The 19841-nt window shown below is 52.8% G+C and carries 17 protein-coding genes and 4 tRNA genes; 4 read left to right on the top strand and 17 right to left on the bottom strand.

The genetic code is table 11. The features are described 5' to 3' along the window. The first annotated feature begins 150 nt into the window (after window positions 1-150). The 4 genes from hemC to hemY are packed head-to-tail and all read left to right on the top strand — an operon-like array spanning window position 151 to window position 4228. Window positions 151-1092: a hydroxymethylbilane synthase gene (hemC, locus tag FDX04_RS18045; protein ID WP_042314016.1), complete on the top strand. Its 942-nt coding sequence runs from the start codon at window positions 151-153 to the stop codon at window positions 1090-1092. Beyond that, a complete protein-coding gene (gene hemD, locus FDX04_RS18050; protein ID WP_042314019.1) occupies window positions 1089-1829 on the top strand; it encodes a uroporphyrinogen-III synthase in 741 nt (246 codons plus the stop codon). The genes hemC and hemD overlap by 4 nt, the downstream gene beginning before the upstream one ends. Window positions 1830-1850: 21 nt before the next feature. Next, window positions 1851-3026 carry a uroporphyrinogen-III C-methyltransferase gene (hemX, locus tag FDX04_RS18055; RefSeq protein WP_137371305.1) on the top strand — a complete coding sequence of 392 codons (1176 nt, stop codon included), beginning with the start codon at window positions 1851-1853 and terminating at the stop codon, window positions 3024-3026. Window positions 3027-3028: 2 nt separating this feature from the next. Then, window positions 3029-4228, top strand: coding sequence for a protoheme IX biogenesis protein HemY (hemY, locus tag FDX04_RS18060; protein ID WP_038634530.1), 1200 nt, complete (start codon window positions 3029-3031; stop codon window positions 4226-4228). A gap of 414 nt (window positions 4229-4642) precedes the next feature. On the opposite strand, the gene FDX04_RS18065 is transcribed toward hemY, so the two are convergent. The 17 genes from FDX04_RS18065 to wecA form a co-directional block, all read right to left on the bottom strand. After that, a tRNA-Pro gene (locus tag FDX04_RS18065) sits at window positions 4643-4719 on the bottom strand. A gap of 41 nt (window positions 4720-4760) precedes the next feature. After that, window positions 4761-4846, bottom strand: a tRNA-Leu gene (locus FDX04_RS18070). A 20-nt stretch (window positions 4847-4866) separates the two neighbouring features. Beyond that, window positions 4867-4942 (bottom strand) — tRNA-His (locus FDX04_RS18075). A 56-nt stretch (window positions 4943-4998) separates the two neighbouring features. Beyond that, a tRNA-Arg gene (locus FDX04_RS18080) sits at window positions 4999-5075 on the bottom strand. A gap of 102 nt (window positions 5076-5177) precedes the next feature. Next, window positions 5178-6563 (bottom strand): amino acid permease, encoded by a 1386-nt coding sequence (locus tag FDX04_RS18085; RefSeq protein ID WP_042314025.1) that lies wholly within the window; start codon window positions 6561-6563, stop codon window positions 5178-5180. A gap of 275 nt (window positions 6564-6838) precedes the next feature. Beyond that, a complete protein-coding gene (wecG, locus tag FDX04_RS18090; RefSeq protein WP_137371306.1) occupies window positions 6839-7579 on the bottom strand; it encodes a lipopolysaccharide N-acetylmannosaminouronosyltransferase in 741 nt (246 codons plus the stop codon). Further along, window positions 7579-8934: an ECA oligosaccharide polymerase gene (gene wzyE, locus FDX04_RS18095; protein WP_137361405.1), complete on the bottom strand. Its 1356-nt coding sequence runs from the start codon at window positions 8932-8934 to the stop codon at window positions 7579-7581. The genes wecG and wzyE overlap by 1 nt, the downstream gene beginning before the upstream one ends. Beyond that, complete coding sequence (locus FDX04_RS18100; RefSeq protein ID WP_137361406.1) at window positions 8931-10010, bottom strand: TDP-N-acetylfucosamine:lipid II N-acetylfucosaminyltransferase; 1080 nt, start codon at window positions 10008-10010, stop codon at window positions 8931-8933. The genes wzyE and FDX04_RS18100 overlap by 4 nt, the downstream gene beginning before the upstream one ends. After that, the gene (gene wzxE / locus FDX04_RS18105) at window positions 10007-11257 is read right to left on the bottom strand and encodes a lipid III flippase WzxE (protein ID WP_137361407.1); all 1251 of its coding nucleotides are present in this window, start codon (window positions 11255-11257) and stop codon (window positions 10007-10009) included. Before wzxE ends, FDX04_RS18100 begins: the two co-directional genes overlap by 4 nt. 1 nt (window position 11258) lies before the next feature. Further along, window positions 11259-12389, bottom strand: a complete 1131-nt coding sequence (gene rffA, locus FDX04_RS18110) for a dTDP-4-amino-4,6-dideoxygalactose transaminase (protein WP_137371307.1) — start codon at window positions 12387-12389, stop codon at window positions 11259-11261. Between the two features lie 4 nt (window positions 12390-12393). Continuing rightward, the gene (gene rffC / locus FDX04_RS18115; RefSeq protein WP_137361418.1) at window positions 12394-13071 is read right to left on the bottom strand and encodes a dTDP-4-amino-4,6-dideoxy-D-galactose acyltransferase; all 678 of its coding nucleotides are present in this window, start codon (window positions 13069-13071) and stop codon (window positions 12394-12396) included. Next, window positions 13049-13930 (bottom strand): glucose-1-phosphate thymidylyltransferase RfbA, encoded by an 882-nt coding sequence (gene rfbA, locus FDX04_RS18120; RefSeq protein WP_042314045.1) that lies wholly within the window; start codon window positions 13928-13930, stop codon window positions 13049-13051. Before rfbA ends, rffC begins: the two co-directional genes overlap by 23 nt. Before the next feature lie 33 nt (window positions 13931-13963). Further along, window positions 13964-15031: a dTDP-glucose 4,6-dehydratase gene (gene rffG, locus FDX04_RS18125; protein ID WP_137371308.1), complete on the bottom strand. Its 1068-nt coding sequence runs from the start codon at window positions 15029-15031 to the stop codon at window positions 13964-13966. After that, on the bottom strand, window positions 15031-16293 hold the full coding sequence (wecC, locus tag FDX04_RS18130) for a UDP-N-acetyl-D-mannosamine dehydrogenase (protein ID WP_042314050.1): 1263 nt from the start codon (window positions 16291-16293) through the stop codon (window positions 15031-15033). Before wecC ends, rffG begins: the two co-directional genes overlap by 1 nt. Then, window positions 16290-17420, bottom strand: coding sequence for a non-hydrolyzing UDP-N-acetylglucosamine 2-epimerase (gene wecB, locus FDX04_RS18135; protein ID WP_042314053.1), 1131 nt, complete (start codon window positions 17418-17420; stop codon window positions 16290-16292). The genes wecC and wecB overlap by 4 nt, the downstream gene beginning before the upstream one ends. 55 nt (window positions 17421-17475) lie before the next feature. After that, the gene (gene wzzE / locus FDX04_RS18140; protein ID WP_137371309.1) at window positions 17476-18522 is read right to left on the bottom strand and encodes an ECA polysaccharide chain length modulation protein; all 1047 of its coding nucleotides are present in this window, start codon (window positions 18520-18522) and stop codon (window positions 17476-17478) included. A gap of 12 nt (window positions 18523-18534) precedes the next feature. After that, entirely contained in the window at window positions 18535-19638 is a 1104-nt protein-coding gene (wecA, locus tag FDX04_RS18145) for a UDP-N-acetylglucosamine--undecaprenyl-phosphate N-acetylglucosaminephosphotransferase (protein ID WP_042314058.1), read from the bottom strand. Between the last annotated feature and the right edge of the window lie 203 nt (window positions 19639-19841).

Genomic DNA, 19841 nt, shown 5'->3' on the forward strand with positions numbered 1-19841 from the left:
TTCCTTCATACGGTCGGAAGGTTTCTCGTCATTATTCACTGCCACTGATGATGCAGCAGCTTTTCCTCTCACTTACGTTTGAGCGTAACGCTGACATCCCTTTGATAAGGATGTTAGGATGGTCAATGATTGATAATGACGGTAACAAGCATGTTAGACAATGTTTTGAGAATTGCCACACGCCAAAGCCCCCTTGCGCTCTGGCAGGCACATTATGTCAAAGACGCTTTAATGGCAAATCACCCCGGTCTGATCGTGGAACTGGTTCCTATGGTAACCCGTGGCGATGTGATCCTTGATACCCCGCTGGCGAAGGTCGGAGGGAAAGGGTTGTTTGTTAAAGAGCTGGAAGTCGCGCTGCTGGAAAAACGCGCCGATATCGCCGTGCATTCCATGAAGGATGTGCCGGTTGAATTCCCTGACGGTCTTGGACTGGTCACCATTTGCGAGCGAGAGGATCCGCGTGATGCTTTCGTCTCAAATAAGTACAACACGTTGGATGACCTTCCCGCGGGTAGTATTGTCGGGACATCCAGTTTGCGTCGCCAGTGCCAGTTGGCAAAGCGTCGCCCGGATCTCGTCATCCGTTCGCTGCGCGGTAACGTTGGTACGCGCCTCGGCAAACTCGATAACGGCGATTATGACGCCATTATCCTGGCGGTGGCCGGGTTAAAACGTTTAGGGCTTGAGTCGCGAGTCCGTACCGCACTGCCGCCGGAAGTCTCCTTGCCCGCTGTCGGGCAAGGCGCTGTTGGCATAGAGTGCCGACTGGACGATATGCGCACTCAGGCGCTGTTAGCGCCGCTCAACCATGAAGAGACCGCGCTACGCGTAACAGCCGAACGCGCCATGAACACCCGCCTCGAAGGGGGATGTCAGGTGCCTATCGGCAGTTATGCCGAACTCATCAACGGTGAGATTTGGCTACGCGCGCTGGTCGGCGCGCCTGACGGATCGCAGATGGTATGCGGAGAACGTCGCGGCGCCCCGCAGGATGCAGAAAAGATGGGCATCTCTCTGGCAGAAGAGCTACTGGAAAACGGTGCGCGCGCCATTCTGGCTGAAGTTTATAACGGAGAAGCACCCGCATGAGTATTCTGGTCACCCGCCCGTCTCCCGCAGGGGAAGAGTTAGTGAGCCGTCTGCGCACACTGGGGCAGGTGGCCTGGAGTTTTCCGCTCATCGAGTTTTCCCCGGGTCGGGAACTGGCAACACTCGCCTCCCGACTGTCGGCGTTGACGGATAACGATCTGGTTTTTGCCCTCTCGCAGCACGCTGTCACCTTTGCCGATGCCGAACTTCAGCAACAAGGGAAAAGCTGGCCTTCCCTTCCGCATTATTTTGCCATTGGCCGCACAACGGCGCTGGCGCTGCATACTGTTAGCGGCTGCAATATTCACTATCCTCTGGATCGGGAAATCAGCGAAGTCTTGCTACAATTACCTGAATTACAAAATATTGCGGGAAAACGCGCGCTTATTTTACGCGGCAACGGCGGTCGGGAACTGATAGGTGAAACCCTGACGGCGCGCGGAGCCGATGTTGATTTTTGTGAATGTTATCAACGCAGTGCAAAAAATTACGATGGTGCGGAAGAAGCAATGCGCTGGCAATCTCGCGGCGTGACCACGGTGGTGGTCACCAGCGGAGAGATGTTACAACAGCTCTGGTCGCTCATTCCGCAGTGGTATCGTGAGCACTGGTTACTACGCTGTCGGCTGCTGGTCGTCAGTGAGCGTCTGGCGCACCTCGCCCGGGAACTGGGCTGGCAAGATATTAAGGTCGCTGATAACGCCGACAACGATGCGCTACTACGCGCATTACAATAACTCTCATAATGGGATGCCATAATGACGGAACAAGAAAAATCCTCCGCCGTGGTTGAAGAGACCAGGGAGGCCGTGGAAACCACAGCACAGCCAGTCAATACTGAAAAAAAGGGTAACAACAGCACGGCGCTGATTCTGAGCGCGGTGGCGATTGCTATTGCGCTGGCAGCAGGTGTGGGTCTGTATGGCTGGGGGAAACAGCAGGCAACAACGCAGACGGCAACCAGCGATGCGCTGGCGAACCAGCTGACGGCGCTGCAAAAAGCGCAAGAAAACCAAAAAGCTGAGCTGGAAGGCATTATTAAACAGCAGGCAACGCAGCTTGATGAAGCCACTCGCCAGCAGGCCGCACTGGTCAAACAGCTTGATGAAGTTCAGCAAAAAGTCGCCACTATTTCCGGCAGCGATGCCGGGACATGGCTGCTGGCGCAGGCTGATTTTCTGGTAAAACTGGCCGGTCGTAAATTATGGAGCGATCAGGACGTTACCACCGCAGCGGCGTTGCTGAAAAGCGCCGACGCCAGTCTGGCTGATATGAACGACCCGAGCTTAATTTCCGCCCGTCGTGCGATTACTGACGATATCGCGAGCCTCTCGGCGGTAACTCAGGTCGACTATGACGGCATTATCCTGAAAGTGAATCAGCTCGCTAACCAGATAGATAACCTGCGTCTGGCCGACAACGACACCGACGATTCACCGATGGACTCCGACAGCAGTGAGCTGTCCAGCTCAATTAGTGAATGGCGCGTCAACCTGCAAAAAAGTTGGCAGAGTTTTATGGACAGCTTTATCACTGTTCGCCGTCGAGATGAAACCGCCGTCCCGCTGCTGGCACCGAACCAGGACGTTTACTTACGTGAGAACATTCGTTCTCGCCTGTTAGTAACCGCCCAGGCCGTACCGCGTCATCAGGAAGAGACATACCGCCAGGCGCTGGAAAATGTCTCCACCTGGGTACGCGCCTACTACGACACCGACGATGCAACCACCAAAGCTTTCCTGGAAGAGGTAGACCAGCTGAGCCAACAAAGCATCAGTATGGATGTGCCAGAAACGCTGCAGAGCCAGGCTATTCTCGACAAATTAATGCAGACCCGTGTTCGTAATTTACTGGCGCAGCCTGTCACAGCGCCGGTTGCCGCCGCTCCTGCTCCTTCGGCAGACCATCCGGCAACCGCGCCGCAAGGAGAATAATGATGCTAAAAGTATTATTGCTCTTTGTACTGTTGATCGCCGGGATCGTCGTTGGTCCAATGATTGCCGGTCATCAGGGCTACGTGCTGATCCAAACCGATAATTACAACATTGAAACCAGCGTGACGGGCCTGGTGATCATCCTGATCGTCGCGATGGTCGTTCTGTTTGCGATTGAATGGTTGCTGCGCCGAATTTTCCGCACCGGCGCGCATACCCGCGGATGGTTTGTCGGCCGTAAGCGTCGCCGCGCCCGCAAACAGACCGAACAAGCGCTGCTCAAGCTGGCAGAAGGCGATTATCAGCAGGTTGAAAAGCTGATGTCGAAAAACGCCGATCATGCTGAACAACCGGTAGTGAATTATCTGCTGGCGGCAGAAGCGGCCCAGCAACGTGGCGATGAAGCGCGCGCGAATCAACACCTTGAGCGTGCCGCTGAACTGGCCGGGAATGATACGATCCCGGTAGAAATCGCTCGCGTTCGTCTGCAACTGGCGCGTAATGAAAATCACGCCGCGCGCCACAGCGTAGATAAGCTGCTGGAGGTGACGCCGCGTCATCCGGAAGTGCTGCGTCTGGCTGAGCAAGCCTACATTCGCACCGGCGCATGGAGTTCGTTACTGGATATCATTCCATCTATGGCTAAAGCGCATGTAGGTGATGAAGAGCACCGCGCAATGCTGGAACAACAGGCATGGGTGGGTCTGATGGATCAGGTTCGCGCCGATCAGGGCAGTGAGGGGCTACGTACGTGGTGGAAAAACCAGAACCGTAAAACCCGTCATCAGGTTGCCCTGCAGGTCGCGATGGCTGAACATCTGATTGAGTGCGACGATCACGATACGGCGCAGCAGGTCATCATTGACGGTCTGAAACGTCAGTATGACGACCGTCTGGTGCTGCCGATCCCGCGCCTGAAAACCAACAACCCGGAACAGATAGAAAAAGTGCTGCGCCAGCAGATTAAGGCCGTAGGCGATCGCCCGTTGCTGTGGAGCACGCTGGGGCAATCGTTAATGAAGCACGGCGAATGGCAGGAAGCCACGCTCGCCTTCCGTGCAGCGCTCAAACAGCGCCCGGACGCCTACGACTACGCCTGGCTTGCTGACGCGCTGGACAGACTGCATCAGCCGGAAGAAGCCGCCACCATGCGCCGTGATGGCCTGATGTTGACGCTGCAGAACAACAATCCCCCGCAGTAATTCCCTCTTGCCCGGTGCTTCGCTTACCGGGCCTACCGTCTACACAAAATCATTTAAGATGCATAAAAAAACGCCCGCTCGGTAAGGAGCAGGCGTTAAACAGGTCTGTATGACAACATAATGGGTGCTTCACTCAACGTTATGTCCATGGTGTTTGATGAGGCCTGAGCGACATCTGTCTGTGGACGATAAGCACCGTAAACGGCTCTGCATCATTCCTGAGTTTATGAGGCCTGATGGCGAACATAAGAGATGGAATGAGCATCTACCCGTATATTATTGCACAACGCATGCCACGATTGCACTGCAAAAACCAGGTATTCGAACTTTTTAAGACATCAGGTAATTCGCGGGAATAAGGGCTGTGAAGGGAAATCAGAAAACAAAAAACCCCGCCGAAGCGGGGTTCAAAATTGGTCGGCGAGAGAGGATTCGAACCTCCGACCCACTGGTCCCAAACCAGTTGCGCTACCAAGCTGCGCTACTCGCCGTTTTACTGCTTTTTGAATTTTTAGTTCAATTCTTTAAGTCGTGGTGCGAGGGGGGGGACTCGAACCCCCACATCCTAAGGACACTAACACCTGAAGCTAGCGCGTCTACCAATTCCGCCACCTTCGCATTTCACAACTTTAAATTAATGGGGTGGCTAATGGGATTCGAACCCACGACAACTGGAATCACAATCCAGGGCTCTACCAACTGAGCTATAGCCACCACTGCAAATCTTTTACGCGGTATTAAAACCACCGCAGCTCCGGCACCTAACTAAATGGTGCGCCCGACAGGATTCGAACCTGAGACCTCTGCCTCCGGAGGGCAGCGCTCTATCCAGCTGAGCTACGGGCGCTTAGCGCCGTTGCGGGGCTGGATATTACGGAGGTCTCGGTCTTCTGTCTAGTGCTTTTTTAAAATAAATTATCGTTTGGTCATGGTTTGTGCGTTTTGTCGCTTATTCCCGCAATTTATGGGCTGTGCCATGACGATTCAGGCCAAAAGCCTTATAAATGAGCGTCACGCCCAGTAAGAAGATAATGCCAACAAACAGCGACATTCGGGTATCTTCATTGAAGTACATGCCAATTAATACGCAAATCAGGAACGCCATCGTCAAATAATTTGCCCACGGGAACAAAATCGAGCGGAAAGGATGACTGGCGATCGCCGCTTTATGCGCCTGACGGAAACGCAGCTGGCTTATCAGGATCACAAACCACGGCACCATCCCCGGCAGCACGCTGGCGCTATAAACATACACGAACACACGCTGCGGGTTGGGAATGATGTAGTTCAGGCACGAACCAATCAGCAGGATCGCGATAGAAATCGCCACACCAGCAACTGGCACGCCATGGCGAGATACTTTTCCAACAACAGCAGGTAGCTGGCGATTCTTTGCCAACGCGTAGAGCATACGCCCGCAGCTGTACATGCCGCTGTTACAGCCTGACAGCGCCGCCGTCAGGACCACAAAGTTAATAATCCCTGCCGCGGCGGTAATACCAATCTTGGCAAAAGTGAGCACAAATGGGCTGCCGTTGCTGCCAATCTCGTTCCACGGGAAAATAGTGACGATAACAAAGATCGCGCCGACGTAGAAAATCAGGATACGCCACAGCACCTTCCCCACCGCGCTACGCAGTGTGACCTGGGGGTTCTTCGCTTCACCCGCAGTAATGCCGATCAGTTCCACGCCCTGGTAGGACGCCACAACAATACACAATGCCGTCAGAAAGCCCTTCCAGCCGCCGGCAAAGAAGCCGCCATGCTCGGTCAGGTTGCCAAAGCCAATCGCCTGGCCGCCATTGCCAAAGCCGAAGAAAATCACTCCTAACCCAATGACGATCATCACAATGATGGTGGTCACTTTGATCATGGCAAACCAGAATTCAATTTCACCATACAGGCGAACCGCGGCGAGGTTTGCCAGCGCAACCAGCCCGACAGCAATCAGGGCGGGTATCCATTGCGCCATTTCCGGGAACCAGAACTGCACGTACACCCCGATAGCGGTAATCTCTGATATCCCTACCGCCATCCACATAAACCAGTATGACCAGGCGGTGAGATAGCCAAAGAAGGGACTCATGTAACGGTGCGCGTAAACAGCGAATGAACCGGCAACCGGCTCGAGGAATAACATCTCCCCCATGGAACGCATAATGAAAAAGACGAACAGCCCCGCGACGATATACGCCAGCAGGACCGAAGGCCCCGCCCATTTCAGGGTACTGGCGGCGCCCATAAACAGTCCGACGCCAATAGTGCCTCCAAGGGCAATTAATTCGATGTGACGAGCCTCCAGCCCACGCTGTAGCTCAGGTTTGTTCTCGGCCATAAATCCTCTTGATGTGTTTGCATGCTGTCCGGTATTACCGGTTCTCGTTATGGGTACATCTTGTTATTCCATAACAGGCCATACGGCATCGACCGCTTAACGGTTGGCGCCAAAACACCATGGCACTGTAATGATTGTTGCGAATGGTTTCCTAAAATCGCTTAAATGGCAATTAAAGCATTCAAAAAATGAATAGATTGTGCGAGAAAGCAGCGATTATGTTGTGAATAAGTAGCGTGATTAGCAGATCACGCTACTTATCAGAGGAGAGAGCGTCAGAGGTTGCCGGTATAGTGCCAACGGAGATAGCGCAACAAACGAAGTTGACGGGTGATACGGCTCGGCTGTGACAGTAAGCGATACAGCCACTCCAGCCCCAGATTTTGCCAGAGTTTAGGCGCCCGCTTAACGTGACCGGTAAAGACGTCGTAGGTACCACCCACCCCCATATACAGCGCTTCAGGGTGGATCTTCCGGCAATCACGCATAAAAATTTCTTGTTTCGGCGACCCCATCGCCACCGTCACAATTTGCGCACCGCTGGCGTGGATACGCTCAAACAATTCCTGACGCTGCTCCGGCGTAAAATAACCGTCCTGGCTACCCACAATGTTCACATGCCACTGCGCACGCAATTTGGCTTCGGTTTGCGCCAGAACCTCAGGCTTGCCGCCAATCAGGAAAACCGGCGTTCCCTCCTGCCCGGCTCTCGCCATTAGCGCTTCCCAGAGATCAGCCCCCGCTACGCGTGAAACCTGCGCCTGCGGGAATTTTTTACGCACCGAACGCACCACGCTAATGCCATCCGCATATTTGAACTCAGCGGCGTTAATCAGATCCCCCACTTCAGGGTTATCTTCTGCCGTCAGCATTTTCTCGGCATTGATAGCCACCAGCGTCCCAGGCCTGAGGCGTCCTTCGGCAAACAGGTAATTTAGCGCGTGTTGCATATCGCGCCAGCCAATCAGTTGTAACCCGCGCAGCGAATAGAGTGGCGCAGTTGTGTTATCTGTCATTACGATCCTTCAATCTGTGTCCGGGGCAGCGATTTAATTCGTTTATGGATAAGTCCCGCGCTATCGAATAGCCAGAACAGCAATTTTGCCACCAGCAGACAAACGCCGAAAATCACGAGGAAAAAGACCACTCGCGAGACAAACGAATCCAGTCCTTCACGTGCCAAAACGATCATATTGAAAATGGCGCCAAAACAGAAACTGTGCAAAATGGCCGCCTTGTAGCGATTGGTTTCGCGGTTACCTAATTCATATAGCCAGTCGAACCATTTAATGATTAACCCGACGACAATCGCGCCTAACGGTATAAACAGCGCCCCGCCCATCACCACCAGCGAACCAATTAACGTTGGCGAAATCGCCAGCCCCGAGTGGTTGTTCAACACCTCCCAGGTAAAGTAGTTCGCGGAGTTGAGAACGATACTCGGCCGCCCAGGCCACAGCCAGGAGGGGATAAAGACGTAGAAATCACGGACGATCGGCGCCAACCCCTGGAACTCAATATTGTGGTAGTTCTGCAGCAACAGCGCCAGGTTTTCCCATGGCGAGAAGGTATCACGCGTCAGGTACAGGAACGTATAGAACGCCTCGTCACCGCTCACGTTCATCCCGTAGCGTTTCAGCGCCAGCCAGAACATACCGACGATGCCCAACACGCCTGCGGCGGCGAGCATCCACAGCGAAATCCAACCGCGAATAATGCCGATAAACAGGAAGATGGCAAACGCAATAATAATATTGGCGCGCGTTCCCCCCACAATCATATAGGTCAACAAGCCAAACGCGACTGTGCTTACCAGGAAAAACAGCCACGCTTTGCTGTCCTGGCGCAGGAAGTAGACCACCAACATTGCCGGAATGAAGAAGTAGAAGAAGCGCTTCAACGCCACTCCAGAGACTTCACTGGAAAAAATCTGGCTGTAGGATTGCAGTCTGAACAGCAGGAACCCATTGTGCATAAAGAAGACGCCCACGCTCACCAACGCAATCGCCATCAGGATAACCCAGGTCAAATGGGCCTCCACGCGATTGATAGTAAATAGCGGCCTGCGCGGCTTATTCTCTACGCGCTTACGTAAGCGCGTTTTATACGTCACGTAGTAAACGGCATAGAAACAGGCGGCTGATAGCAAAGCCTGCAGCAGGATCTCCGGTGGTGCTACCGCCACATCAAAACGGAACACCAGGATGCTGGTCAGCGGGAATCCGAAGAAGAACGTCAGCAAAAACAGCAACGAGAAAAAGACGTTAAAGTTAAAACGCACGCGGCGGAATTCAAACCAGGTCAGCGTGGCGATAAACAAAGTGGAGAGCAGCCAGACCACCAGCAGACCGCTGAATTGCATCAGGCTCATTTGGTTTCTCCTGAAGCAATGCGCAGCGCATGATGCCACGGTTGCAGATAATTCGGGCTAAAGAAGGTGATCGTATTTTTATCTACCAACGCCAGTTGGCTCTGCGCTTCGCGTACGAGACCTTCATTGAGTTGATCTGTCGTAAACAGGACCGGGATATTTTGCTCTGCCATATCCTGCCAGAAAGGATTTTCACGGTTGAGCACGCACGGGATACCGGCCTGGATTAACAAACACAGGGTACCGATCCCTTGCTGACGGGCAAAAATAAAGTAGCCCAGATCGCACTGACGCAGTAGTGCCAGATAGGCATCAAACTCCAGTTTTTCACTCAATATTTGCAAATTATCAGCGCTAAATAGTGCCAGACCCGCCTGACGAACCTCATCGATATAGGTCGTATTATTCGCAGGATACCCCATCGGCACTATCACATTCACCGTATCACCAAACTGCTGGTGAACAGCATGTAGCGCGGCAATATGCTCATTGCTGCGATCGCCAGAGTTGCCAACCAACACCGTCATCTTACCGCTGCGCTGACGTTCACTGCTCAGATTATTGAGCGAGGGATCCATCCGCGTTGGGAAATAGAGCAGCTCGCTACGAACGTGCGGATGCTGCCCAGCGAAATAACGTAAATCGCCTCGCGTAGCAAACACGCAGCCCACGCGATTCTGCGCCATGCGGCGAATCGGGTACAACAGGCGGAATTTCAGCCCACTGGAAACTTCATATAAATCCGCGCCCCAGATGTGCCAGTAAAACTGCTCCGGTTTAATTCCCCCGCTCAGCAGCGCCAGCCACAGGCTGGTGTTGAACTGACCATGAAAGAAGAAGCGCTGCTGGCGATTCGCTTTCGCCTTCGCAATAACCGCCTGGGCCAGCGCCTTTTTCCCGTCATAGAAACTCAGCGATAACGCCGGGCAGCTCTCACTGAATCCAGCATCCTGGCCTGCAACCATAAACGTGCGCGCGTGCTCGCTCGTCGCAGCCAGCGAATCGTTAAAAAACCGCAGCACGGTTTGGTTATGGTGAGGGATATCCGATCCCAGAACGTGAATCAGTACAGTCATGCCCGCCTACGCCAGAGTAAAAACACGCCACAACAAAGAGAAAAATAGACGATGTATGTTGCCATATACGCCTGCGCAGCTCCCAGAGCACCATGTGCCGGGATCAGCCAGTGGGCAAACGCCGTCAATAACATGAACTGGCTAATTTCAGCCAAAATATAAAACCGCAGCGACGCTTTCGCGATCACCAGATAACCAAAAACGTAAGCGCCAACTTTCAGTACATCACCAACCAGTTGCCAGGCAAACAGGTCGCGCATGGCGGTGAATTTTGCGGAAAAGAGCAGCCAGATCGCAAAATCACGCAATAGCCAGACGGTAAAGCTCGCGGCGGCAACCGCCGGCAGCACAAACTTCAACGACTTAATGACCTCGCGGGTAATGTCGCGCTTTTCGGTCAGCCGCGACAACGTCGGCAGCAAGTAAACGCTGAATGAGGCGGTAATAAATTGCAGATAGGCATCGGAGATACTGCTGACTCCCTGCCAGATCCCCACATCATCCCAACTGTACTGCGCCGCCAGCAGGTTTCGCATCATCACGTATGCCACAGGCAGCGTCACGGATGTAATCAGCGCCATCAGCGTAAACTTGCTTAGCTGCCCGGCCAGACCATGGTCCCACGAGGGCTTCAGGTAATGCAGCGGAATAGTTCCACGCTTAAGCAGCATAATGATGGCAGGGATAACGACCAGCGCTGGCACCAGGGCCAGGCCCAGCAAGGCGCCTTCATAGCCCCCCAGGCGATAGCAGCCATAGTAAGCTACTACGCCCACCAGGCTACCCACAATCAGCGACAGCGCGTTGCCTGCCGCATCGCGGAAGCCTTTCATCAGCGCCAGCAGCAGGTTAGCCCAGGCGATGCCCATCTGCACCAGCGCAACCAGTCGAACCAGCCCCTGATAATGCGTATGGCCAAACAACCCCTGACTGATGGGTGCGGCCGCCAGCAGGAAAATCGCCGCCATCAGCGTAGAGAATCCCAGCACCATTGCGGAAGATGTACCGACCACCTTACGGAGTCGGGCCGGATCGTCATGGTGCTGCGCAACGTATTTCGTGACGCCGTTGAAAATGCCGGCCCCCGCCAACACGCCCAGCACGGTAACCATTTGGCGAAAATTACCCGCCTGACCCACACCTGCCGGGCCAAAGGAGACGGCCAATAACTTCACCACCAGCAAACCCGCACCAATTTTTACCAGCGTACTGGCCGCCGTCCATAAGGACGCTTTAGCAAGCGACATATCAGGCGAAGTAATTGAGTAATGTCGAAATTACCGTTCGCTGGTTAACCGGCGACAGGTTATAGAACAGCGGTAAACGTAGCAGACGCTCGCTCTCTTTGGTGGTGTAACGATCCACACCGGCAAACACGCCAAATTTATCGCCAGCCGGGCAATCATGTAGCGGGATATAGTGGAACACCGCCATAATTTCAGCTTCTTTGAGGAAATTAATCAACGCGGTGCGATCGTCGATATCGCGCAGCTTGATATAAAACATATGGGCATTCTGCACGCAGTTTTCCGGGACAGCAGGCAGCTCAATACGTCCGGCACGCGCCAGCGGTTCGAGGGCATCATAGTAATTCTGCCACAGCGCCAGACGTTGCTGGTTAATACGGTCAGCCGCTTCCAGTTGCGCCCACAGATAGGCAGCCTGCAGATCGGACATCAAATAGCTGGAGCCGATATCGCGCCAGGTATACTTGTCTACCTGACCACGGAAAAACTGGCTACGGTTCGTCCCTTTTTCACGAATAATCTCGGCACGTTCGACTAATTTTTTATCATTGATCAGCGTCGCGCCACCTTCACCGCCTGCGGTGTAGTTTTTAGTCTCATGGAAGCTAAAGCAGCCAATGTGACCAATCGTCCCCAACGCCCGACCTTTATAAGTCGACATCACGCCCTGAGCCGCATCTTCGACCACATACAGGTTATATTTAGCGGCCAGCGCCATAATGGTATCCATTTCACAGGCCACGCCCGCGTAATGTACTGGCACAATAGCGCGGGTTTTGTCGGTAATAGCCGCTTCAATCAGCGTTTCGTCAATGTTCATGGTATCCGGACGGATATCAACAAAGACGATTTTCGCCCCGCGCAAAACGAATGCGTTAGCCGTGGAAACAAATGTGTAGCTCGGCATGATGACTTCATCGCCAGGCTGAATGTCCAACAGCAATGCCGCCATCTCAAGCGATGCGGTACAAGATGGCGTCAACAGAACTTTCTCGCTGCCAAAATGCTGCTCCAGCCACTGCTGACAGCGGCGGGGAAAGCCGCCGTCGCCACACAGTTTGCCGCTGTTCATCGCAGACTGCATGTAATCGAGTTCAGTTCCCACCACCGGCGGTGCATTAAATGGAATCATCGTGTCACCTGTATAACCAATACGCGGTGCTTTCCACATTCGCACCACTGTGTATGTAACGTTTAAGCGCGGCGGTGTTACCCATTTGGGTTGCCACGCGCAATGTTGTTTTACCGCGGGCCTGCGCCCAGCAAAGCGCAGCCAGCATTAGTTCTTCGCCCGCGCCACGCCCAGCCAGTAGGCCAATTCGCGCCTCGGTCGCATTCAGTTCGCGCAGCGAGACATAACCACGAATTTCACCTGTTGGCGTGCGTAAAACGAGGCATTGATGATCGAACGTCCCCAGCACCGCATTTTCAATCCACTGTGCATAAAAACGCGAACTGGCATCTGCGGCATACCACGGGGCGCGAAAACGGCTTTGCGCGAACGCTTGTTCCGCCAGGCGGCGTAACGCCGGAATATCCGTAATTTGAGCAATCTGCACGTCAGTGTTGCCACTGGTAGATGCCACTGGCAGCACAAAATCCACTTCGCCTTCGACCAGTGAGAAACCTAACTGCTGCAAAGCATCTAATTCATGGGTATTTGCGGCAGGAATTTTTGCCTGTACCCGCGACCAGGGACGTAACGCATCCTCCGTCAGAACCGGCGCGTGTTGGTCAAAACGTATAATGGCGCTATTCACGCCAAAAAACGTATTTTCCCAGCTAAGCGGCTCAATACTGGCGCGGGCGAGCACGAAGCAGCTCCAGCAAATATTGGCCGTACCCCGTTTTAGCCAGCGAACTGGCGGCACGTTTCACGCCTTCATCATCCAGCCAACCGTTACGCCAGGCGATCTCTTCCAGACAGGCTATTTTAAAGCCCTGACGTTTTTCTACCGTCTGCACAAACGTGCTCGCTTCGATCAAACTGTCATGCGTCCCGGTATCCAGCCAGGCAAAGCCACGTCCAAGCAATTCTACCGTCAGATGCCCGTCATCAAGATACATCTGATTGATTGACGTAATCTCCAGTTCTCCACGCTCAGAAGGTTTCACGCGTTTTGCGTATTCCACCACTTTACTGTCATAGAAATAAAGGCCGGTTACCGCCCAGTTAGATTTCGGTGCTTTCGGCTTCTCTTCCAGAGAGATAGCGCGAAAACTGTCGTCAAACTCCACAACACCAAAACGTTCAGGATCCATCACCTGGTAACCAAACACCGTCGCACCTTCTGTGCGGGCGGCTACATGACGTAGTTTTGGACTGAAGCCCTGACCAAAGAAGATATTATCCCCTAATACCAGACATGACGGTTCACCGTTAAGGAACGTTTCACCAATGATAAAAGCCTGCGCTAATCCATCCGGGCTGGGTTGCTCAGCATAGTGCAGTTCAATGCCGAACTCAGAGCCATCGCCTAACAAACGCTGGAAATAACCTTTATCTTCCGGCGTGGTAATAATCAGAATTTCGCGAATTCCCGCCAGCATTAGCACTGAAAGCGGGTAGTAAATCATCGGCTTATCGTAAATGGGCAATAGCTGCTTCGATACGCCACGCGTAATGGGATACAGGCGAGTACCTGAGCCACCCGCCAGAATGATACCTTTCATGCGTTGTCTCCTCCGGGAGCCAAAACCAGGCTGTTAGCCCTTCAGACCTAAACGTTCGCCCTGATAGCTGCCATCCTGCACGGGTTTCCACCATGCCTGATTATCCAGATACCACTGCACGGTTTTGCGCATTCCGCTTTCAAACGTTTCCTGCGGTATCCAGCCTAATTCACGCGCAATTTTCGACGCGTCAATGGCATACCGCACATCATGACCCGGGCGATCGTCAACAAAAGTGATCAAGTCTCGGTACTGTGCAATACCCTGCGGTTTTTGCGGCGCCAGCTCTTCCAAAAGGCTACAAACCGTTTCGACAACGTCCAGGTTTTTACGCTCATTGTGGCCACCAATATTATAGGTTTCCCCAATCGCGCCCGTTGTCGCCACGCAATAGAGCGCCCAGGCATGATCTTCTACGTACAACCAGTCGCGGATCTGTTGCCCATTGCCGTATACCGGCAGCGGTTTCCCAGCCAATGCATTGAGGATCATCAGCGGGATGAGTTTTTCCGGGAAATGATAGGGGCCATAGTTGTTAGAGCAGTTGGTAATGAGCGTTGGCAGGCCATAGGTTCGCAACCACGCGCGTACCAGATGATCGCTGCTGGCTTTCGACGCGGAATAAGGACTACTCGGCGCATACGGTGTGCTTTCAGTAAAGAAATCATCCGTCGAATGGAGATCGCCATACACCTCATCAGTTGAGATATGGTGGAAGCGAAACGCCGATTTTTTCTCGCTGGCCAATGCACTCCAGTAAGCGCGCGCCGCTTCCAACAGCGTGTAGGTTCCCACGATGTTGGTTTCGATAAAGGCAGCCGGGCCATCAATGGAGCGATCGACATGGCTTTCTGCCGCCAGATGCATCACGCAGTCTGGCTGGTATTGTTGAAACACCTTGTCGAGCGATGCCCGATCGCAGATATCAACTTTCTCAAAGGCAAAACGGTCATTCTGTGCAACCGGCGCCAGCGACATCAGATTCCCGGCATAGGTCAGCTTATCGACCACAACCACCGCATCCTGGGTCTCATGAATAATATGCCGTACAACCGCCGAGCCGATAAACCCCGCGCCACCGGTAACCAGAATTCGTTTCATTAGCGCCAGACCCCTTTGGTATCAACGATGTACTGCTGAAGAACCGCATCGCCTTTAATGGCTTTAAATTCATTATGGTCGACCAGCATGACCAGCACATCGGCGCTTTCCAGCGCATCGTCCAGCGTCGCCAGTTGGCAAATGCCGTCCAGTTTTTTCGGCAATTGATGGATATTCGGTTCCACCACCAATGTTTCGCCTTTGTGCCAATGCGCGATGCTTTGCGCAATTCCCATCGCCGGACTTTCACGCAAATCATCAATATTCGGTTTAAAAGCCAAACCAAAGCAGGCGATTTTCACTTCGCTGGCCCGTTTGTTGGTATCTGCCAGACAATCGGCTACAGCTGCTTTTACCCGATCAACGACCCAATGAGGCTTACCATCATTAACCTCGCGTGCGGTACGGATCAGTTTCGCCTGCTGCGGGTTCTGCGCCACAATAAACCACGGATCGACCGCGATACAGTGCCCACCAACGCCCGGTCCTGGTTGCAGAATATTTACACGCGGATGACGGTTTGCCAGGCGAATCAGTTCCCAGACGTTAATCCCCTGATCGGCGCAAATTAACGATAATTCATTAGCGAAGGCGATATTGACGTCGCGGAAGCTATTCTCAGTCAGCTTGCACATTTCCGCGGTGCGGGCGTTGGTTACGACACATTCGCCCTCAAGGAAGATGTTATACAGCTCACTGGCGCGCGCGGAACAGACGGAAGTCATCCCGCCGATCACGCGGTCGTTTTTAATCAGTTCAACCATGACCTGGCCTGGCAACACACGCTCCGGGCAATAAGCAATATTCACATCGGCCTGTTCACCGACCTGCTGCGGGAACGTCAGGTCAGGCCGCATTTCTGCAAGCCATGCGGCCATCTGTTCAGTTGCCCCGACAGGTGACGTCGATTCAAGTATCACTAATGCGCCTTTTTTCAGCACCGGCGCGACAGACTTAGCCGCAGCTTCAACGTAGACCATATCGGGTTCATGCTCTCCCTTGAATGGGGTAGGCACAGCAATCAGATATGCATCAGCTTCTACGGGAGTGATGGTTGCACGAAGAAATCCGTTTTCGACCGCCGTTTTCACCACGGCGCCCAGATCGGGCTCAACAATGTGAATTTCGCCGCGATTAATGGTATCCACCGCATGTTGATTTACATCTACGCCAATTACATGTTTTTGACGGGAAGCAAAGGCAGCCGCCGTTGGCAGTCCGATATAACCCAGCCCAATGACAGAAATGGTCGTAAAACTCATAGCGATACCCGATTATTTTTTAACGCGTGTAAAATACGGCCACACGCCTGCCCGTCACCATATGGATTATGGGCACGGCTCATGGTCTGATATTCATTGTCGTCATGCAGCAAACGCGTGACTTCTTCTACGATACGCTGTGGGTCAGTACCCACCAGACGTACAGTGCCTGCGGTAATGGCTTCAGGCCGTTCCGTTGTTTCGCGCATCACCAGCACAGGTTTCCCCAGGGATGGAGCTTCTTCCTGAATTCCGCCGGAATCGGTCAGGATCAGCCAGGCGTGATTCATCAGCCAGACAAACGGCATGTAGTCCTGCGGTTCAATCAGAATCACGTTTTCAACGTGACCCAGGATGCGGTTGACCGGCTCGCTGACGTTAGGATTCAGGTGTACCGGGTAGACAATCTGCACATTCTGATTAGCCGCGGCAATTTCCGCCAGCGCGTGGCAAATTTGCTCAAAGCCGCGACCGAAGCTTTCCCGACGATGACCGGTCACCAGGATCATCTTTTTGTCAGCGCTCAGGAAAGGGTAATTTTCTGCCAGTTCCGCCCGCAATGCATCACTCGCCAGTACGCGGTCGCGTACCCAGATCAACGCATCAATAACCGTATTGCCAGTGACGAAAATACGATTATCAGGAATAGCTTCCCGTAACAAATTTTGGCGCGAGTTTTCTGTTGGCGCAAAATGATACATAGCCAGACGCCCAGTCAGCGTACGGTTCGCCTCTTCCGGCCAGGGAGAGTAAAGATCGCCGGTACGTAAACCCGCCTCGACATGCCCCACCGGGATGCGCTGATAAAACGCAGCCAAACTGGTGGCAATCGTAGTCGTGGTATCACCGTGAACCAGCACCACATCAGGTTTGAAATCAGCCAGAATTGGCTTTAATCCTTCAAGGATTCGGCAGGTAATTTCTGTTAGCCCCTGACCTGGCTGCATAATATTGAGATCGTAATCAGGTACTATGGAAAAGAGGTTCAACACCTGATCGAGCATCTCCCGATGCTGCGCCGTGACGCAAACTTTCGCCTCAAAATCAGGATCTTTTGCCAACGCATGAACCAGAGGAGCCATTTTTATAGCCTCCGGTCGCGTGCCAAATACAGTCAGTACTTTCACATCGATTCTCTTCGGATTGGCAGTGAGGGCCCAGCCCCTCACTGCAACGGTATTGCTAAATCGTGCGGCGACGGGTCAATGCGACACCAGCACCAATCAGAGCCCCAACGATGCCCCACATAATCATCAGGAAGGCACGGCGAGGGCTGTCACGTTTTACTGGCTCTTCCGGCGTACGCAAATAACGATATGTCTGAAAGCGAGGATCCAGAGTTGGCCCAACGTTCAGTGTGTTAAGCATGGCTCGGTTTTGGAAGTAGTCCAGATCAAAATCCGGACCAACGGACTGTAGGTTTTCGAGTCGCGCCTGCAGCATAGGGCGTCCAAGCAAGAACAGTTCAGAATCCGGCAACTCATCAGCAGGAACATCTGTGGAAGTACGAGAAATGTTATGCTGTTCGGCAATTTTGAGTGCCTGCTCAATATTGTGAACACGGCGGGAGAATATCGATTTCGCCACTTCTTCCTGGCGCTTAACCTGCGCCTTCATCTGCACGGTGCGTGCAGCCCAGGCCCCTTTTAACTCTTCGTTCAGATGACGCGCCGCACGCTGGCTGGCAAAGGCGACGTACTGACGCAGCAGATTGTTGGCATCAGGAGCCGTCTCCGCAATCAGTTTCACACTGTCATTGGTATTACGCATCGCATCGCCAGGCATAAACTGAATGTTATTGATCAGTTCGTCCAGCATCGCCGCATCGGCTTTACTGTTACCCACCATACGCTGCTTATAGTAATCAGTCTGCTGCCAGAATTCACGGCGCGTATCCCAGGAGGCAAGCTGCATGATGAATTCTTTGTAGGCTTCGTCCATCACCGACGGCTGGTCCGCAGATGCGAGACTAGCCTTAATATCCAGGTTACGCAAAAACTGCTGTTGAGAATAGTAACCCCCCAACATATTAACCGTTGGCCTATCTGAAATCGCCGTAGCACTCCACTCCTGACGAGCAAAAAACGTATAGGCAAGAGCGGCTAGCGCAAAGGCGAGCGCTATACCGACGATCCACGCCTTCCCTGCCCACAAGGTACGAAACAACCCACGGATATCCAGTTCATTTTCAGCGCTCACGGCGTTTTCTCCCGGTAATGGTTGTGTCATCGTACCCTCAATTTATTTGGTTAAGTTTGGTTTACTTTCACGGTTTCTACGCAGCTTGCGCTTCAAGCGTTTGATAAATCTCGCTACCTTCCAGGCACGTTTAATACAAAAGTCGTATAAAACAAATGCCAGTAAAAAGAGCACCAGCATCACCCATTCCGGAACAACCCGGGAATATTCGGCCAGTACGCCGATAGCAGCCAGAATCGCTGCAGCCAACGTAATCAGGACAAAAGCCTGTCGGGAGGTAAACCCAGCGCGCATGATTAAGTGATGAATATGTTGGCGATCCGGGGAGAAAGGACTCATACCTTTACGTAAGCGACGATACATAATCGCCACCATATCCATTAGCGGAATGGCGATAATCCACAGTGCGGTGACAGGGCTAATAGGATGCGTTTTCCCTTGTGTGGTCTCCAGCAGGATCCAAATTACCGTGAAGCCAATCAGTGTACTGCCTGCATCGCCCATAAAGACTTTATAGCGACGTCCGAGTATCCCCAGGTTCAGCATGATATAAGGCAAAATGGCGGCGATCATGGCAAAACACCAGATAGCCAGGCTCGTCTGGCCATCAAACCACAGGATAAGTCCCATCGCGGCAAATGAAACGCTGGATAACCCGCCTAACAGGCCATCAATGCCATCCACCATATTAAAGGCGTTAATCGCCGCCCAGACGGCAAAAAGGGTAAGGAAATAACCAAAAGGACCGAGCACCATCTCCCAGGGACCAAAAATATACCCCAGGCTTAGCAAATACAGCTTACCAACCGCCATCATAATGATACCGATAATGGCCTGAACGGTTGCACGGATTTTTACACTAATATCAAAACGGTCATCCAGGGCACCGATAAATACCAGTACCCCGGCACAGGCCAGGTAGAGAGTAGCATGCGGGATGTAATAATCGGCGATGAGGAATGTAAAGCAAATGCCAGCGTAAACCGAGATCCCCCCAACCAGCGGAATCAGTCCCTGATGACGTTTGCGAAAGTTGGGTTTATCCACCAATCCTATCTTTTTCGCAACCTTGCGGGCAAAGAAAAGAAACAGCGTTGTGAATAAAAAAATACTGATGAGATCAGTACTTGCTGTCAGTAAATTCACTATACATGCTCTCAAAGAATATCAATATATGAAGTATAACCATCGAGGCGCATATTCAGAAGAGAAACCCGATTCCATATCAGGTGGTTCTGTATGATTATTAACCACAAAATACGAATTATAACACTTCTTCGCCTGGCGGTATGTCATACCGGATTATTGTTATTGTGTCGTTAAGATTACATCTACAAAAGCAAAACGCC

Source organism: Citrobacter sp. wls615 (genome assembly GCF_005281355.1).
In the GTDB taxonomy this organism is placed as follows: Bacteria; Pseudomonadota; Gammaproteobacteria; order Enterobacterales; family Enterobacteriaceae; genus Citrobacter; species Citrobacter werkmanii.

Coding starts and splice junctions, on each gene's coding strand:
- wzzE (WP_137371309.1), bottom strand. CDS start 18,522: ATGACACAACCATTACCGGGAGAAAACGCCGTGAGCGCTGAAAATGAA.
- wecC (WP_042314050.1), bottom strand. CDS start 16,293: ATGAGTTTTACGACCATTTCTGTCATTGGGCTGGGTTATATCGGACTG.
- hemC (WP_042314016.1), top strand. CDS start 151: ATGTTAGACAATGTTTTGAGAATTGCCACACGCCAAAGCCCCCTTGCG.
- wzyE (WP_137361405.1), bottom strand. CDS start 8,934: ATGAGCCTGATGCAATTCAGCGGTCTGCTGGTGGTCTGGCTGCTCTCC.
- FDX04_RS18100 (WP_137361406.1), bottom strand. CDS start 10,010: ATGACTGTACTGATTCACGTTCTGGGATCGGATATCCCTCACCATAAC.
- hemD (WP_042314019.1), top strand. CDS start 1,089: ATGAGTATTCTGGTCACCCGCCCGTCTCCCGCAGGGGAAGAGTTAGTG.
- FDX04_RS18085 (WP_042314025.1), bottom strand. CDS start 6,563: ATGGCCGAGAACAAACCTGAGCTACAGCGTGGGCTGGAGGCTCGTCAC.
- hemX (WP_137371305.1), top strand. CDS start 1,851: ATGACGGAACAAGAAAAATCCTCCGCCGTGGTTGAAGAGACCAGGGAG.
- rfbA (WP_042314045.1), bottom strand. CDS start 13,930: ATGAAAGGTATCATTCTGGCGGGTGGCTCAGGTACTCGCCTGTATCCC.
- rffA (WP_137371307.1), bottom strand. CDS start 12,389: ATGATTCCATTTAATGCACCGCCGGTGGTGGGAACTGAACTCGATTAC.
- rffG (WP_137371308.1), bottom strand. CDS start 15,031: ATGAAACGAATTCTGGTTACCGGTGGCGCGGGGTTTATCGGCTCGGCG.
- wecG (WP_137371306.1), bottom strand. CDS start 7,579: ATGACAGATAACACAACTGCGCCACTCTATTCGCTGCGCGGGTTACAA.
- wzxE (WP_137361407.1), bottom strand. CDS start 11,257: ATGTCGCTTGCTAAAGCGTCCTTATGGACGGCGGCCAGTACGCTGGTA.
- hemY (WP_038634530.1), top strand. CDS start 3,029: ATGCTAAAAGTATTATTGCTCTTTGTACTGTTGATCGCCGGGATCGTC.